Here is a 15,745-nt window from a genome sequence, read left to right on the forward strand (position 1 = left end):
CGCGCCCGGACGGGCAGCAACCGAGGGTGTGAGTAGCGTGATCATCACTGGCGCACGCGGGTGGGCCGTGAGGAGTGGGACTCATCATGAGAGTCGTCGTCATGGGATGCGGTCGTGTCGGGGCAGGGTTGTCCGTCGAACTCGACGCAGCCGGTCACGATGTCGTGGTGATCGATCGGGAGGCGGCCGCGTTCTCCAGGTTGTCGGAGGGGTTCTCGGGACGCACGGTCACGGGACAGGGTTTCGACAGGACGGTGCTCACCGAGGCCGGAATCGAGGGTGCGGACGCGTTCGCCGCCGTGTCCTCGGGCGACAACTCGAACATCATCGCCGCCCGGGTCGCCCGGGAGACCTTCGGCGTCGAGCGGGTGATCGCGCGGATCTACGACGCCGGCCGGGCCGAGGTCTACGAGCGACTGGGGATCTCCACCATCGCGACCGTGCCGTGGGCCACCGGTCGTCTCGTGCGGTACATCACCGCCGGATCGAGTCCCGTCGAGTGGCGGGACCAGACGGACTCGGTGTCACTCGTCGCGCTCGACCCGCCCGCAGCGTGGGTAGGGATCCCGGTCGACCGGCTCGCCGTGGCGGTCGGGGGACGGGTCGCCGCGGTCACCCGCTTCGGCGACTGCCGACTCCCGGACGCCCGCACGCTCGTCCAGGCCGACGACGTGGTTCACCTCGTTGTGCCCTCGCAGGCGGTCCCGGACCTGGACGACCTGCTCCGGGAAGGACCCTCTGATGGCTGACGATGTTGTTCCCGACTACGCCGACGGGTCCGGACTGCTCGCCGGTGCACCTGCCAGGACCGTGTACTCCGCGACCATGAGGGTGGTGGTCGCCGGAGCCGGTGTCGTGGGGCGGTCGATCGCGCGGGAGCTCGTGACGAGTGGTCACGAGGTCACCCTGATCGACAGGCGATCGATCGTGTTCTCGGCCGATCCCGTCGACGGGGCCGACCAGCAGGTCGGCGACGCCTGCGAGCTCAGCGTCCTCGAACGGTTGCACCTGCAGGACGCGGACGTCGTCGTGGCCGCGACCGGCGACGACAAGGCCAACCTGGTCGTGAGCCTGCTGGCCAAGACGGAGTTCGCCGTGTCCCGGGTGGTCGCCCGCGTCAACGATCCGCGCAACGAATGGCTCTTCGACGAGCGTTGGGGGGTCGATGTGGCCGTGTCGACGCCGCGCCTGATCGTCTCGGTCGTCGAGGAGGCGGTCTCCGTCGGGGACGTGGTGCGCCTGATGACCCTGCGCCGCGGTGGCGCGAACCTGGTGAGCGTGACGCTGCCGGATCAGACCCCGCTGGCGGGGCGGTCGGTGTCGCGCGTGCGACTTCCCCGCGATGCCGCCCTCGTCGCCATCCTGCGGGGCGGGCGGGTGATCGTCCCCGAGCCAGACGTCCCCTTCGAGCCCGGTGACGAGCTGCTGGTGGTGGCTCCGGAGGAGGTCGAGGCGGAGATCAGCGAGGTGGTCAGGGGCGGGTGACCGTCACGGCGATCTCCCGGCCGTAATCCCACCCGGGGGCCAGCGGGAGGTCGTCCCCGCTCCAGAACCGACCGGGGTCATACCAGCTCGGGTCCCCCGCCGGGAGGAGCACGCCCATCGCCTCGAGGGTGACACCCACGACCTCCGCGCAGTACGCCGCCTCCATGCGCAGTGCCGCCCCCGCCCCCGCCCCGGTCCCGGTCGCGGATCCGGTAGCGGTCACGCGCGGGCTACCGGCCGACCGCTTACCGCGAGCAGCCCACCGCCCCCGAGCCCACCTCGCGGTGAGGCGTCCCGCAGACGGGAACGACACGCCGTTCAACCGGGCGATGGTCTCCAGGAGCGCGTCCTCACCTTCTCGGCCGATCTCCGGGGCGATCTGGCGGAACCACGCCCGTTGCCCGTACGGGCCGGCCCACTGCCGCACGGCGGCCTCGAGGTCGTGGAGCTGCACCCCGCGTTGGCGCCGACCGGTCCACACGTCCGGCAATGCCCGCCCCATCTCCGCGTGCCACAGCAACGGCGGCATGTCGTCCAGCACCACCGCGACGCCCACGTGATTGACCGGCGCATTGGTGAGTGTCTGGATCAACCGGTCCGCCGGGGTACGCCCCCGGAACACCCACAGATCCCCGGTGCGGGTGCGGTGTGCGGCGGCGGCTAGAGGGACGGTGTCGACGGTCATACCGCGATCCTGCCAGGACGGACCGCCCGTTCCGCCTAGTCTCGGCGGCATGGCTCCCAGGGGACGGCAGTGGCTCAAGGTGATCGGCGCGGCGGGAGTGGCGGGGGTGGCCGCCACGGGGATCCTGGCGACCCGGTCGGAGCGGCGTCGACGGTCGTACGAGCCCGATGAGGTGCGGGAGCGCCTGCACGAGCGTTATGCCAGGATCCAGGCCCGCAGGCACGGCGCGGACGGGTAGACCCCGCGCGCGTCGGAGACCGGAGGGGGACTGGATATCCTGGCGGCACCATGCCGTCGTCCTCCCCGCCTTCCCCCGACCTCCGTCGGGCCCGCCACGAGCTGCAGGCCCGACTCGACGACGTCGGCATCCTCGATGCGCACCGGCTCCGGCCCCGGATCCGGCGTGCCCGCGTCGACCAACTCGAGGAGCTCGGCCGGCGGATCGACGTGGCCGCCGAGCTCGTCCGGCGTCGATCCGGGTCCATCCCCACGCCCCGCTATCCCGAGCAGCTGCCGGTCAGCTCCCGCAAGGACGAGATCGCCGAGGCGATCCGGGACAACCAGGTGGTGGTGATCGCCGGCGAGACCGGGTCGGGTAAGACCACCCAGATCCCCAAGATCTGCCTCGAGCTCGGTCGCGGGGTCAGGGGCATGATCGGGCACACCCAGCCGCGACGGTTGGCCGCCCGCTCGGTGGCCGAGCGCATCGCGGACGAGCTCGGTGTGGAGATCGGCGGGCCGGTCGGTTCCGCTGTCCGCTTCGACGACCGCACCAGCCCGGAGACCGCGGTCAAGCTCATGACCGACGGTGTCCTGCTCGCCGAGATCCGGCGCGACCGGCTGCTGCGTGCGTACGACACGATCATCATCGACGAGGCCCACGAGCGCAGTCTCAACATCGACTTCCTGTTGGGTTACCTCCGGCAGATCCTGCCCCGTCGCCCGGATCTGAAACTCGTCATCACCTCCGCCACGATCGACCCGGAGCGTTTCGCCCGCCACTTCGCGGACGCCGAGGGACGCCCCGCGCCCGTCATCGAGGTCTCGGGACGCACCTATCCGGTGGAGATCCGGTACAGGCCCCTCGAGGTCGAACACGCGGGCCGTCTCGTCGACGTGGATCCGCTCGATGCGCTCGCCGACGCCGTCGCCGAACTCCTGCGCGAGGATGACGGCGACGTGCTCGTGTTCCTCTCCGGCGAGCGCGAGATCCGCGACGCCGAGGAGGTGCTGCGGGGGCGGAAGTTCCGCAATACGGAGATCTTCCCGCTGTTCGCCCGCCTCACGGCCGCCGAGCAGCAGCGCGCGTTCCGTGCCCATTCGACCCGACGGGTGGTGCTCTCGACCAACATCGCCGAGACGTCCGTGACCGTTCCCGGCATCCGCTACGTCGTCGACACCGGTCTGGCGAGGATCTCCCGCTACTCGACCCGGACCAAGGTCCAACGCCTTCCCATCGAACCGGTGTCGCAGGCCTCCGCAGCCCAGCGCGCCGGTCGCTGCGGCCGCGTCGCCGACGGGATCTGCATCCGCCTCTACTCAGAGGAGGACTTCGACTCCCGGCCCGAGTTCACCGATCCGGAGATCCTCCGGACGAATCTCGCGTCGGTGATCCTGTCCATGGCGGATCTGGACCTGGGACCTGTGGACGACTTCCCGTTCGTGGAGCCGCCGGACCGCAAGGCGGTCCGCGACGGGATGACCCTGCTCTCCGAGCTCGGGGCGTTGACGGTCGACGAGGACGAGCGTCCGCATCTGACCGAGGTGGGCCGCGACATGGCGGCACTCCCCCTCGATCCCCGACTCGCCCGGATGGTGGTCGAGGGCCATCGCAACGGTTCGCTCTCCGACGTGTTGGTGGTCGTCGCGGCTCTGACCGTTCAGGACGTCCGCGAGCGGCCCGCCGAGGAGCGCGACAAAGCCGACCTGCTGCACCGTCGGTTCGCGGACAAGACCTCCGATTTTCTCGGCTACCTCAACCTGTGGCGGTACATCACCGAGCAGCGTCGCGAGCTCTCCGGCAGCGCTTTCCGCAAGATGTGCAAGGCCGAGTACCTGCACTGGCTGCGCATCCGGGAATGGCAGGACCTCAACTCGCAGCTGCGGAGCATGTGCCGCGAACGCGGATGGCATCCCGCGTCCGGGCATGCGGCGGAGGACGATCTCCACAAGGCGGTCCTCACCGGTCTGTTGACCAATGTCGGTATGCGCGACGAGGAGACCCGGGAGTTCCGCGGGACACGTGGTATCCGGTTCCAGGTGTTCCCCGGGTCGGACCTGTCCAGGAAGCCACCCCGCTGGGTGATGGCCTCGGAACTGGTCGAGACCTCCCGGCTGTGGGCCCGCGACGTCGCCCGGATCGATCCCGGTTGGATCGAGCAGCTCGGGGGCCACCTCACCCGTACCCAGTACTCCGAACCGCACTGGTCGGACGCGCAGGGTGCGGCGATGGCCTACGAGAAGGTCCTCCTGTTGGGCCTGACGGTGGTGGAGGCGCGGAGGATACTGCTGTCGCGCGTCGACGCGCCGCTCGCCCGGGAGATGCTCGTCCGCCACGGAATCGTCGAGGGACGCCTGGACACCCGCGTCCCGGTCATCCGGGAGAACGCCCGCGCCGTGGAACAGGCCCGTGAACTGGAGACACGGAGCCGTCGCCGTGACCTGGTGATCGATGACGAGGCCCTCGTGGCCTTCTACCTCGAGCGACTGCCGGAAGACGTCACGTCCGGCCGTCATCTCGAATCGTGGTGGAAGAAACGAGGCCACCGCGACCCTGACGTCCTTCGCCTCACGCCCGAGGACATACGTACCTCCGAGGCTGCGCCCGACGCGGCGGATTTCCCGCCGCTCTGGCGCCAGGGCGACCGGAGTTTCGAACTGCGCTACGCCTTCGACCCGGGCGTGACGTCGGACGGCATCACGGTCCGTATCCCCCTGCCCCAGCTGTCCTCGGTCACGGCCGCCGGTTTCGAGTGGTTGGTTCCGGGGCTGCGGGAGGAGCTCTACACCGAGATGCTCCGCACACTCCCCAAGTACCTCCGCCGTCAGTGCTCACCGCCGGCGGAGTTCGCGTCGCTGCTCGCCGGCGACGTCTCGCCCCGCTCCGCCCCGCTTCCCGTGGCGCTCGCCCGGGCGCTCTCGGCCCGGATAGGTTCGACAGTCGATCCCCGTGACTTCGACCCGACCCAGCTACCGGGCCACCTCCGGATGCGCTTCGAGGTGGTCGACGGTGACGAGGTCGTGGCCTCCGGGACGGATCTAGCGCAGTTGAGGACCCGCTTGGTGGACAGGGTTCGTGCGACTCTCAACGCCCGCCTGGTCCCGGACAAGGGTCCGTACCGGGAGTGGACCGCCGGCACCATCGGCGATCTCCCGCCGGCGGTGACCGGCTCGGTGGACGGGGTCGAGGTCACGGTCTATCCAGCACTGCGTGTCGGCGCGGACGGCATCCACGTGGTGGCGTGTGCCACCGAGGACGAGCGCCGATCGACCCAGGCGGCCGCGGTGCTGACGCTGATCTCGTCTGGTCTCGTGTCGGCGTCGTCGATCCTGCGTGGGCGCCCGGTACAGCAGCGGCTCGCTCTCTCGCAGTACCCGCACGGCGGGATCGAGGGGCTCGTCTCGGATGCCTCACTCGCGGCGTGCGGCCGGATCATCGCCCGGAGAAAGGGCGCTCCGGTCCTCACCGTCGCTGATTTCGACGAGCTGCAGGCCACCGCGAGAGCGGAGGTGCCCGGCGCCGTGGCGTCCGCGATCTCGACGGCGGTGCCCGCTCTCGTGGCGGCCCAGTCGGTGTGGGGCTCGCTGGCCGCGGCACCGGCGGACATCGCCGATGCCGTCCGGCCGTCTCTCGACTTCCTCATCGGCCGGGGTTTCCTCGCCCGACACCCGGCCGACGCACTCCCGCATCTGGAACGACACGTGAGGGCTGTGGGGCTCCGCCTGGAGCTGGCGGAGAAGTCTCCGTCCCGCCACCGGGAACTCACGGTGAGGCTGTCCCGGTCCGAGGCGAGGGTCGACGAGGCGTGCGCCGCGTTGCGAAAGCGCCCGGGTGGGGCCCGGGCCGTTCGCGACCTGCGCTGGATGCTGGCCGAATACCGCGTGGGGCTGTTCGCGCAGACGCTCGGGACCGCCAGATCGGTGTCGGCGGAGCGCATCGAGAAGGCAGTGGCAGCGGCGCTGGCCCCCCGGTCGTCCCGCTGAGGCAGGCCGTCCCCTGGAGCCGGCCGTCGGCCGATCACCCGCCTATGGCGCGCGTCTAGCGACTCGTCCGGCGTTCCCGGAGGGCGATGATCTCGCGTTCGAAGTCATCGGCGGAACTGAACTGCTTGTACACCGAGGCGAAGCGGAGGTAGGCGACCTCGTCCAGGTCCTGTAGCGGGCCCAGGATGGCAAGACCGATCTGATGGGCGGGGACTTCGGACACGCCACCGGCGCGGACGGCGTCCTCGACCTGTTGGGCGAGGCGGCGCAGGGCGTCCTCGTCGACCGCTCGTCCCTGGCACGCACGCCGGACTCCGCGCACCACCTTGTCCCGGCTGAACGCCTCCGTGACCCCGTTGCGTTTGAGAACAGTCAGAAGCGGCGTCTCGAGAGTCGTGAACCGGTGGCCGCACCTCGGACATTCCCGGCGACGCCGGATCGCCTGCCCCTCGTCGACCGATCGTGAATCGATCACGCGGGAGTCCTCGTGGTGGCATGTCGGGCAGTACATTCCCGTGGGGCCCTTCGTCGACCGGACTTCACGCGTCCCGGCTCGTGCCTGACGGGATGCGGGGATGGCAGTACACCGTCCCCGACTCATTCTAGGAGGCCCGACGACCGGTCATGCGTAGGCGGGCCCGCCGAGATACGCCACGGCGAAGAGCAGGATCACTCCGAACGCGATCCCGCAGGCCAGGAGCGCCCACGTAGGAACGTCGTCGACGACGCCGCTGGCCACAGGAGCCTCGATATGGCAGGCGCGCACGCCCTCGGCCGACGCCGGGCGGACGAGCACGCGGCGACCCGGTGCCACAGACGTGACGCCGAGGGGGCGGCCGGGCACCCTCGGCCGGACGACGGTGTCGACACGTGCCGACGCCGCCGCGGGACGGCTGCCCTCCGGTCGAACCGCGGGGCGACGGTGGACGCGACCGGGCTGTGCGCTGCCCTTACCCGGGGAACTCTGTGGGGTGCCGGGACGATCGACGCCCGCGGACCGCCCGCGATGGTCGCCGGGGCAGACCTCGCTCCACCGCACGGTCGGACGTGCGTGTGACTGCAACTCCGTAACGGTCATGGTGACTCCCTACTCGATACGGTGTGCGAGTGGTGTTCGCACACCCGTATGTATGTGTCAGTACATCTGTTCGAATCCGAACTCTCCTAGAGTTGTATCACGCGACTCCGACACAGTCACCATTCCGGGCCCGATTATTTCGAACACCTGTGTGGCGCGACGTTCGCATGGGCGATAGGGTGTACACAGATACAGACGTCGAACATCCATTCGCCGAAGGGACCACACGAGATGCCGAAGCCCGACTTCGAGTCGCTGACGGACCGACAGAAGAGCGTTCTCCTCCACATCCACGACACCGTCAAGGAGCGCGGCTATCCGCCGAGCATCCGGGAGATCGGCGACGCGGTCGGGTTGCAGTCCACCTCGTCGGTGGCTCATCAGTTGCGGACTCTCGAGAAGAAGGGTTTCCTGACCCGGGACCCGCACAAGCCGCGCGCGGTGGACGTGCACGGGGTTCCCGGGCAGAAGTCGCGCGGGCGTCGTTCGCCGACGCCCGAGCCCCAGCGGCCCGGCGGCGCCTCCGAGCCCGTCTACGTCCCCGTGCTCGGCCGGATCGCCGCCGGCGGTCCGATCCTCGCCGAACAGGCCGTCGAGGAGATCTTCCCGCTGCCCGCGGACCTCGTGGGATCCGGCGACCTGTTCATGCTCAAGGTCGTCGGGGAATCGATGATCGACGCGGCGATCTGCGACGGCGACTTCGTGGTGGTCCGGCGGCAGAACGTCGCGGACAACGGTGAGATCGTCGCGGCGATGATCGACGGGGAGGCGACGGTCAAGACCTTCCGCAACGACGCGAGCGGAGTCTGGCTGCTACCTCACAATCCGTCGTTCAGTCCCATCCCGGGAGAGCACGCGACGATCCTCGGCAAGGTGGTGACGGTGTTCCGGAAGCTCTGAACTCCGGACTCGAACGGCGCGCCGCCCGTCCCCGGTGGGGGTCAGGCGGCGCCGTCGTGTGAGCCGTCGGCGGCGAACTCGTCGAGTTCACCCGCCACTGAGGCGGGCAGTCGGACGATGACCCGGGTTCCGTTTTCGGTGTGCTCCTCCTCGACCACCGCGCCCTCGGCGTGGACCCGTGACACCACGTCCCCACGGGAGTACGGGATCTCCAGGGTGACCTCGGTGTCCCCGGAAGCGACGATCTGGGTGATCCGCTCGAGCAGCTCGTCGACGCCCTGACCGGTGACGGCCGAGACGAACACGGCGTCGGGTAGCGCGTGGTGCAACTCGGTGAGTACGACGGGATCCGCGGCGTCCACCTTGTTGATCACCAGCAGCTCACGAGGTCGCTCGGCGTTCTGCTCCTCCACCACCTCGTTGATCACCTTGCGCACCGCCTCGATCTGGCGGAGCGGAAAGGCATCCGAGCCGTCCACCACATGGAGGAGAAGTTCGGAGTCGACGACCTCCTCCAGTGTGGAACGGAAGGCCTCGACCAACTGGGTCGGAAGATGACGAACGAACCCCACGGTGTCGGTGAAGACGACCGCGCGGCCGTCAGGCAGCTCGGCCTTCCGGGTGGTCGGGTCGAGCGTGGCGAACAAGGCGTTCTGGACCAGTACCCCGGCACCGGTTATCCGATTGAGAAGACTGGACTTTCCGGCGTTGGTGTATCCGGCGATCGCTATCGAGGGCACGGGCGTGGCACGGCGACGGTGCCGTTTGGTGTCGCGGGCCTGTTTCATCCCCTTGATGTCGCGCCGCAGACGTGCCATCCGTTCGCGGATCCGACGCCGGTCGGTCTCGATCTTGGTCTCACCCGGACCTCGGAGACCCACGCCGCCGTTGCTGCCGGCACGCCCGCCGGCCTGACGGGACAACGACTCGCCCCAGCCGCGGAGGCGGGGAAGCATGTACTCCATCTGGGCGAGAGTCACCTGGGCCTTGCCCTCGCGGCTGGTGGCGTGCTGCGCGAAGATGTCGAGGATCAGGGCGGTGCGGTCGATGACCTTGACGTTGACCGCCTTCTCCAGCGCGAGCAACTGTCCCGGGGTGAGTTCACCGTCGCAGATGACGGTGTCGGCGCCGGTCGCGGCGATCACGTCCTTGAGGACACTGACCTTGCCCGACCCGATGTACGTCGCGGCGTCGGGCTTGTCGCGTCGCTGGATGAGCGCATCGCACACCTCTGATCCCGCGGTCTCGGCCAGCTGGGCGAGTTCGGCCATCGCGGCGTCGGCCTGGGCGGCGGAGCCCTCCGTCCAGACACCCACGAGCACGACCCGTTCGAGTCTGAGCTGGCGGTACTCGGCGTCGTTGACGTCCTGGAGTTCGGTGGACAGCCCCGCCACCCGGCGCATCGAGGATCTCTCCTCGAGCTGGAACTCACCGATGGATGGATCGAGGTCGCGTGTCGGCCGATCAGCGGCCGTGTAATCAGTAGTCATTCGCGTTCATCTTCTCACACCCGGGCCCCTGGTGTCCTGTGTGGAGCGGTGTGCTAATGCCTACGACGATATCGGCCGTGGGCGACGAGGGCCGACGGTCCGATGAGGGAGGATCCACCCTCTCGTAGAGCGACCGCGAGTTCGCCGCCCGGGACCGCGACGACGACGTCTCCCGACGCCTCCCCCGCGTCGGCCAGTGCGGCCACCGCGGTCGCCACGATCCCGGTGCCGCAGGACATGGTCTCCCCGGCACCGCGCTCATGGACACGCATCGAGACCCGGCCGTCCACCATCGGGGTGGCGATCTCCACGTTGACCCCGTCGGGGAAGAAGTCCCTGTCGAACACCGGGCTCTGCTCCACCCGCAACGCGGCGAGGTCCGCCGCTCCCAGACCCGGGACCACGCAGGCCAGATGCGGATTGCCCATGTCGACGGCCAGTCCCGCGAAGGTGCGGCCCGCGATCTCCGCCGAGGACAGCCCGAGCAGTCGCGGCTCCCCCATGTCCACCCGCACCACGGCATCATCGCCCGAGTAGGAGATGACCTCGGCTGGGCGAGCGCCGGCCCGCGTGCCCACGGGGATCGAACCCGCCTCCGCCCGTCCGGTCCCGACGAGCGCGTGGGCGAAGACCCGGACCCCGTTCCCGCACATCTCCGCGATCGAGCCGTCCGCGTTGCGGTAGTCCATGAACCAGTCCGCCCGGTCGACACCGTCGGGCAGGGAAGCCAGCACCCCCCGGTCGACGAGGGCGCCGGCGGTGGCGATCCTGAGCACGCCGTCCGCGCCGATACCACCGCGCCGGTCGCACAGCGCACGCACGAGGGCCTCATCCAGTTCGAGGTCGGCGTCGTCGTCCGGGAGGATGACGAAATCGTTGAGGGTCCCGTGGCCCTTGAGGAAGGCGATACCGTCGGGCTGCGAAGCCGGGCGAGTCGAAGTCATGGCGAAATCGTACTCGGCTCCGGTAATCGTTCCGCAGTGCGGAAAGGCCGGATGAACCCGGACGGGGCGCCCACTAGAGTCGGACAGGAGAACGGTCCCCTACCTCTAGGAGAGCATCGATGTCCGAACGCATCACCGTCGGCGGTATCCAGGTCGACGAGGTCCTCTACGACTTCGTCAACACCAAGGCCATTCCGGGGACCGGGGTCGACCCCGACGCGTTCTGGGCGGGTGCCTCAGAGATCTTCACCGAGCTGGCCCCGCGCAACCGCGAGCTGCTCGCCACCCGCGAGGAGTTGCAGTCCAGGATCAACGCCTGGCACCACGAGAACCCGGCGCCGATCGACCCGAGCGCCTACAAGGCCTTCCTGCAGGAGATCGGGTACCTGGTTCCGGAGCCGGAGTCGGTCTCCGTCACTACGGAGAACGTCGACGCGGAGATCGCGACGGTCGCCGGTCCGCAGCTCGTCGTGCCGATCATGAACGCCCGGTTCGCGATCAACGCCGGCAACGCCCGGTGGGGATCGCTCTACGACGCCCTCTACGGGACCGATGCGATCCCGGAGTCGGACGGCGCGGAGCAGGGTTCCTCCTACAACAAGGTCCGCGGGGACAAGGTCATCGCCTGGGCGCGTGAGTTCCTGGACGACGCCGCGCCGCTGGAGGCCGGCAGTCACGTCGGGAGCACCGGTTACGCCGTCGTCGACGGCGGCCTGCAGGTGACCGTCGCCGACGGCTCGACCACCCGGTTGGCGGACCCGGAGAAGTTCGTGGGCTTCCTCGGCGAGGCCTCGAGCCCGTCGTCGGTCCTGCTCCGCAACAACGGACTGCACATCGAGATCCAGATCGACCCGGACTCCCCGATCGGCTCGACCGACGCCGCCGGCGTCAAGGACGTCGTCCTCGAATCCGCCGTCTCCACCATCATGGACTTCGAGGACTCCGTCGCCGCCGTCGACGCCGAGGACAAGACCCAGGGCTACAGCAACTGGCTGGGCCTCATGAAGGGTGACCTGTCCGAGGAGATCACCAAGGGCGACAAGACCTTCACCCGCGTCCTCAACGACGACCGGGTCTTCACCGTGCCCGACGGCTCGGGCGAGGTCCGTCTGCACGGCCGTTCGATGCTCTTCGTGCGGAACGTCGGCCACCTGATGACCAACCCGGCTGTTCTCGACGCCGAGGGCAACGAGATGCCGGAGGGCATCCTGGACGCGCTGATCACCTCGCTCGCGGGTATGCACGGCATCGCCGAGGGCAACGAGCGGGGGAACAGCCGTCACGGTTCGATCTACATCGTCAAGCCCAAGCAGCACGGGCCGGAGGAGGTCGCCTTCACGACCGAGCTGTTCGGCCGTGTCGAGAAGCTCCTCGGCCTGCCCGAGAACACCCTCAAGGTGGGCATCATGGACGAGGAGCGTCGTACCTCGGTCAACCTCGCGGCCTGCATCGCCGAGGCGACCGAGCGGGTGGTGTTCATCAACACCGGTTTCCTCGACCGGACGGGCGACGAGATCCACACCTCCATGGAGGCCGGGCCGATGATCCGCAAGGGCGAGATGAAGTCCGCCCGGTGGATGACGGCCTACGAGGACTTCAACGTCGACACCGGACTCGCGTGCGGTCTGCGTGGCCGGGCCCAGATCGGCAAGGGTATGTGGGCCAAGACCGACCTCATGGCGGAGATGCTCGCGGAGAAGATCGGACAGCCCGAGGCCGGTGCGAACACCGCATGGGTCCCCTCCCCGACCGGAGCCACCCTGCACGCCACGCACTACCACCGGGTCAACGTCATGACCCGGCAGGAGGAGCTGCTCGCCGGTGGCGCCCGCGCGAGTGTCGACGACATCCTCTCCGTGCCGCTCGCCCCGAACACCGAGTGGTCGGATGCCGAGAAAAAAGAGGAGGTCGACAACTCCTGCCAGACCATCCTGGGTTACGTCGTCCGGTGGGTCGAGCAGGGAATCGGTGTGTCGAAGGTGCCGGACATCCACGACGTCAACCTCATGGAGGATCGCGCCACCCTGCGGATCTCGTCGCAGATGCTGGCCAACTGGATCCGCCACGGCATCATCACCGCCGACGATGTCGAGGATTCGCTGCGCCGGATGGCAGAGATCGTCGACAAGCAGAACGCCGGTGACGAGGCGTACCGGAACATGGCACCGGACTTCGATTCGTCGATCGCGTGGCAGGCCGCCCGGGAGCTGATCCTCGAGGGCACCACGCAGCCGTCGGGCTACACCGAGCCGATCCTCCACCGCCGTCGTCGCGAGTTCAAGGCGGCCAACGCCCGGTAGGACACGGCGCACGGTTGGACACGGCGCACGGTGACCGGCGCCCGCGCACCGGAATCCGCTGCCCCGCCCGATACCCGCCCCTCACCGGGGAGCGGATCGGGACGGAGGGCAGCGGATTCCGTCATTCCGGCCAGGGTCCGCGCTGCCGGGATCGACGGGCTCCCGACGCCGCGGTGTCAGGGGACGAGACCGGCCACCGCCGCGCGGAGGATCGCCACGGCGGCATCCCTACGGTCGCGGGTGAACCTGGCCTCGGGCCCGGATGCCGACACCGCGAAGGCGGCGTCACCGGTGCCGACCGCGATGGCCACGCACCGGACACCCTCCTCCTGCTCGGACTCGTCGGTGGCGAACCCGACCCGGCGGACCAACCGCAGTTCGTCGATCAGACTGTCCGGATCGACGATCGTCGAGTCGGTGAAGCGGCGCATGCCGGCCCGGTCGAGCATGCTGCGGACCTCGTCGTCGTCGTCCCCCGCGACCAGAGCCTTACCCACCGCGGTGCAGTGCACGTCCACCCGTCGGCCCACCTCGGTGAACATCCGCATCGAGTGCGGCGAGGGCACCTGGGCCAGGTAGACCACCCCGTCTCCCTCCCGGACAGCGAGATTGGCGGTCTCGCCGGTGCCCTCGACCACGGCGGTGAGAACCGGCACGGCCCAGGAGGCGGTCGCGCGCCCGGCGACGTCACCGATCCGCTGCAGTCGCGGACCCAGCAGGTAGTCACGGCCGGCGTCACGCCGGAGATGTCCGCTCTCGGCGAGAGTGCCGCACAGACGGTGGACGGTGGCGGCCGCCAGCCCGGTGTCGGCGACGAGGTCTCCGAGACTCGCCCGGCCGCCTCGGCTGCTCAGCGCGTCGAGCAGATCGAAGGCACGGTCGACGGACTGGACCCGCGAGCGCCCGCCACGAGGAGAACTCACCGCCGGTCCGCCCCCAGAATCCGGAGCGCGACCTCGAGCGGGTCGGGCGCGTCGTCGGCGCGGCCACGGGTGTCGGTGTCGATCCACCGGATCCGGTGGTCACGGCCGAACCACGACCGCTGCCGCCGGACGTAGCGACGGGTACCGATCACGGTCCGCTCCTCGGCGCGTCCCGTGCCCTCGTCGTCGATCCGCTGGTGCGCGTCCATCTCATCGAGCACCTGTGCGTACCCGATCGCCCGCCGCGCCGTGACGCCCTCGAGCAACCCGACGCCCACGAGTCGACGGACCTCGTCGACGAGGCCGGTCGCGAACATCGTCGCCGCTCGTGTGGCCAACCGTTCATCGAGTTCGGCCAGGTCGCATCGCACCCCCAGCAGACGGGTGCCCCACCGGGGCTCCCCGATCGTCGGCCGGGAGGCCGAGAAGGGCTTCCCGGTGAGTTCGACGACCTCGAGGGCGCGAACGGTACGCCTGGGATCGCTGGGCAGGATGGTCCGGGCGGCCTCGGGGTCCACCGCCGCGAGCTCGGCGTGCAGCGCCTCCACCCCGATCTGCTCGAGTCGACGCTCGTAGTGGGCCCGCACCTGAGGGTCGGTGTCCGGGATCATCCATCCGTCCACGAGGGCCTGGACGTACATCATCGATCCGCCGCACAGGATGGGCACATGGCCGCGCTCGCGGATCTCGTCGATCTCCCGCTCGGCCGCTGTGCGGAAGTCGGCCACGCTGGCGGTCTGGGTCACGTCCAGGACGTCGAGTCGGTGGTGAGGGATCCCCCGCCGCTGTTCCGGCGTGAGCTTGGCGGTACCGATGTCCATTCCGCGGTACTGCTGCATGGCATCGCAGTTGACCACCTCCCCGCCGAGTCGTTCGGCCAGTCCGAGGGCCAGGTCCGACTTCCCGGTCCCGGTCGGCCCCACCACGGCGACGGGAGCGGTCCCCGTCATGACGGCTCCCCGGGCACGATCGCATCGCGGGCGTGGGGGTCGCGGACGGCGCCCTCCACTGCAAGGTCCGTGGGGGATTCCGGGGGCCACCACGCGCAGTGATACCCCACCCCGAACGGCGCCCAGGACAGCGACTCCCGAGCAGGGCGGCCCGCGACCAGAGAGGCCAGTGCGAGCCACGCGGGCCGACTCCACCACCCGACCTCGTCCGCCACGCGCGCGCCCGGGTCGGGAAGCACACCCCCGGTACGCAGCCACCGGCCGAGGTGGCCGTCCAGTGAGACACCGCGCGGGTCCTCGGGGACGGGGGCGCGCGGTGTGAGGGAGGCGGGGCCGTCCGCGACGACGACGACGAGGTCGTCCGGCTCCGGAGTGGGGGCGGACCGCGGACTCACGGGGATGCCCCTGAAGGACCTCGGAAGGTCGGTTCCCGCACGGTCGAGCAGCCACCAACCGATCAGTGCCGCGTCGGGGACCGCCCCGTGCGGTGCCGGCGGGGCATCGGGCCGACCCACCGGGACGTCGACCCCCCACCTCGCGAGAGTGGAACGCATGTCGCCGAGGCCTCGGCCCCCGGGGTCGGACCCCAGTACGACGACCCGTGCCGCGCCGATCCGGGCCCGCCGGAGCACCTCACAGATCGTGTCCACCCCGCCGCCGGTGTCCGCGACCGCCGATCCGGACAGCTCCGGCACGAGGACCGGGGCTCCGGGGACCAGGACGACTGAGGGGCTCACATCCCGAAACCCTACTGACCGCCTCCGACGCCGGGGAACAGACCCGTACG

Annotated in this window: 14 protein-coding genes; 6 read left to right on the plus strand and 8 right to left on the minus strand. The window is 69.8% G+C overall.

Annotated features, from left to right (window positions below; translation table 11 throughout):
• Positions 1-86 precede the first annotated feature (86 nt).
• Both L8M95_RS01865 and L8M95_RS01870 read left to right on the plus strand, forming a co-directional pair.
• Complete coding sequence (locus L8M95_RS01865; protein WP_260487652.1) at positions 87-749, plus strand: TrkA family potassium uptake protein; 663 nt, start codon at positions 87-89, stop codon at positions 747-749.
• Between the two features lie 76 nt (positions 750-825).
• Entirely contained in the window at positions 826-1,485 is a 660-nt protein-coding gene (locus L8M95_RS01870; protein WP_260489124.1) for a TrkA family potassium uptake protein, read from the plus strand.
• On the opposite strand, the gene L8M95_RS01875 is transcribed toward L8M95_RS01870, so the two are convergent.
• The gene (locus tag L8M95_RS01875; RefSeq protein ID WP_260487653.1) at positions 1,472-2,170 is read right to left on the minus strand and encodes a hypothetical protein; all 699 of its coding nucleotides are present in this window, start codon (positions 2,168-2,170) and stop codon (positions 1,472-1,474) included. The two genes, L8M95_RS01870 and L8M95_RS01875, sit on opposite strands and share 14 nt — an antisense overlap.
• 49 nt (positions 2,171-2,219) lie before the next feature.
• Between L8M95_RS01875 and L8M95_RS01880 the strand changes: the two genes are divergently transcribed.
• Together L8M95_RS01880 and hrpA are read left to right on the plus strand one after the other, a co-directional pair.
• Positions 2,220-2,408 carry a hypothetical protein gene (locus L8M95_RS01880; protein WP_260489307.1) on the plus strand — a complete coding sequence of 63 codons (189 nt, stop codon included), beginning with the start codon at positions 2,220-2,222 and terminating at the stop codon, positions 2,406-2,408.
• A gap of 50 nt (positions 2,409-2,458) precedes the next feature.
• Positions 2,459-6,373: an ATP-dependent RNA helicase HrpA gene (gene hrpA / locus L8M95_RS01885; RefSeq protein ID WP_260487654.1), complete on the plus strand. Its 3,915-nt coding sequence runs from the start codon at positions 2,459-2,461 to the stop codon at positions 6,371-6,373.
• Between the two features lie 55 nt (positions 6,374-6,428).
• Here the strand turns inward: hrpA and nrdR are convergent, their stop codons facing one another.
• Both nrdR and L8M95_RS01895 read right to left on the minus strand, forming a co-directional pair.
• The gene (nrdR, locus tag L8M95_RS01890) at positions 6,429-6,884 is read right to left on the minus strand and encodes a transcriptional regulator NrdR (RefSeq protein WP_260487655.1); all 456 of its coding nucleotides are present in this window, start codon (positions 6,882-6,884) and stop codon (positions 6,429-6,431) included.
• Positions 6,885-6,995: 111 nt separating this feature from the next.
• Positions 6,996-7,187 carry a DUF3806 domain-containing protein gene (locus L8M95_RS01895; RefSeq protein ID WP_260487656.1) on the minus strand — a complete coding sequence of 64 codons (192 nt, stop codon included), beginning with the start codon at positions 7,185-7,187 and terminating at the stop codon, positions 6,996-6,998.
• Positions 7,188-7,682: 495 nt separating this feature from the next.
• Between L8M95_RS01895 and lexA the strand changes: the two genes are divergently transcribed.
• Positions 7,683-8,351: a transcriptional repressor LexA gene (gene lexA / locus L8M95_RS01900; protein ID WP_260487657.1), complete on the plus strand. Its 669-nt coding sequence runs from the start codon at positions 7,683-7,685 to the stop codon at positions 8,349-8,351.
• 41 nt (positions 8,352-8,392) lie between these two features.
• Here lexA and hflX read toward each other — a convergent pair whose 3' ends face one another.
• Both hflX and dapF read right to left on the minus strand, forming a co-directional pair.
• The gene (gene hflX / locus L8M95_RS01905; protein WP_260487658.1) at positions 8,393-9,841 is read right to left on the minus strand and encodes a GTPase HflX; all 1,449 of its coding nucleotides are present in this window, start codon (positions 9,839-9,841) and stop codon (positions 8,393-8,395) included.
• Positions 9,842-9,894: 53 nt separating this feature from the next.
• Positions 9,895-10,785 (minus strand): diaminopimelate epimerase, encoded by an 891-nt coding sequence (gene dapF, locus L8M95_RS01910; protein ID WP_260487659.1) that lies wholly within the window; start codon positions 10,783-10,785, stop codon positions 9,895-9,897.
• Between the two features lie 119 nt (positions 10,786-10,904).
• Between dapF and L8M95_RS01915 the strand changes: the two genes are divergently transcribed.
• Entirely contained in the window at positions 10,905-13,085 is a 2,181-nt protein-coding gene (locus L8M95_RS01915) for a malate synthase G (RefSeq protein WP_260487660.1), read from the plus strand.
• 176 nt (positions 13,086-13,261) lie between these two features.
• Here the strand turns inward: L8M95_RS01915 and L8M95_RS01920 are convergent, their stop codons facing one another.
• Genes L8M95_RS01920 through L8M95_RS01930 form a run of 3 tightly spaced genes read right to left on the minus strand, consistent with a single transcriptional unit; the run spans position 13,262 to position 15,695 of the window.
• Complete coding sequence (locus tag L8M95_RS01920) at positions 13,262-14,008, minus strand: IclR family transcriptional regulator (protein WP_260487661.1); 747 nt, start codon at positions 14,006-14,008, stop codon at positions 13,262-13,264.
• The gene (gene miaA / locus L8M95_RS01925) at positions 14,005-14,958 is read right to left on the minus strand and encodes a tRNA (adenosine(37)-N6)-dimethylallyltransferase MiaA (RefSeq protein ID WP_260487662.1); all 954 of its coding nucleotides are present in this window, start codon (positions 14,956-14,958) and stop codon (positions 14,005-14,007) included. The genes L8M95_RS01920 and miaA overlap by 4 nt, the downstream gene beginning before the upstream one ends.
• Positions 14,955-15,695 (minus strand): hypothetical protein, encoded by a 741-nt coding sequence (locus L8M95_RS01930; protein WP_260487663.1) that lies wholly within the window; start codon positions 15,693-15,695, stop codon positions 14,955-14,957. Before L8M95_RS01930 ends, miaA begins: the two co-directional genes overlap by 4 nt.
• Positions 15,696-15,745: the final 50 nt, after the last annotated feature.

It is taken from the genome of Dietzia sp. B32 (assembly GCF_024732245.1).
Lineage (GTDB): Bacteria > Actinomycetota > Actinomycetes > Mycobacteriales > Mycobacteriaceae > Dietzia.

Bases quoted from the DNA above. Each gene is read 5' to 3' on its own strand.
- L8M95_RS01875 (WP_260487653.1), bottom strand. From the start codon at position 2,170: ATGACCGTCGACACCGTCCCTCTAGCCGCCGCCGCACACCGCACCCGC.
- lexA (WP_260487657.1), top strand. From the start codon at position 7,683: ATGCCGAAGCCCGACTTCGAGTCGCTGACGGACCGACAGAAGAGCGTT.
- nrdR (WP_260487655.1), bottom strand. From the start codon at position 6,884: ATGTACTGCCCGACATGCCACCACGAGGACTCCCGCGTGATCGATTCA.
- miaA (WP_260487662.1), bottom strand. From the start codon at position 14,958: ATGACGGGGACCGCTCCCGTCGCCGTGGTGGGGCCGACCGGGACCGGG.
- hflX (WP_260487658.1), bottom strand. From the start codon at position 9,841: ATGACTACTGATTACACGGCCGCTGATCGGCCGACACGCGACCTCGAT.
- L8M95_RS01865 (WP_260487652.1), top strand. From the start codon at position 87: ATGAGAGTCGTCGTCATGGGATGCGGTCGTGTCGGGGCAGGGTTGTCC.
- L8M95_RS01915 (WP_260487660.1), top strand. From the start codon at position 10,905: ATGTCCGAACGCATCACCGTCGGCGGTATCCAGGTCGACGAGGTCCTC.
- dapF (WP_260487659.1), bottom strand. From the start codon at position 10,785: ATGACTTCGACTCGCCCGGCTTCGCAGCCCGACGGTATCGCCTTCCTC.
- L8M95_RS01880 (WP_260489307.1), top strand. From the start codon at position 2,220: ATGGCTCCCAGGGGACGGCAGTGGCTCAAGGTGATCGGCGCGGCGGGA.
- L8M95_RS01870 (WP_260489124.1), top strand. From the start codon at position 826: ATGAGGGTGGTGGTCGCCGGAGCCGGTGTCGTGGGGCGGTCGATCGCG.
- hrpA (WP_260487654.1), top strand. From the start codon at position 2,459: ATGCCGTCGTCCTCCCCGCCTTCCCCCGACCTCCGTCGGGCCCGCCAC.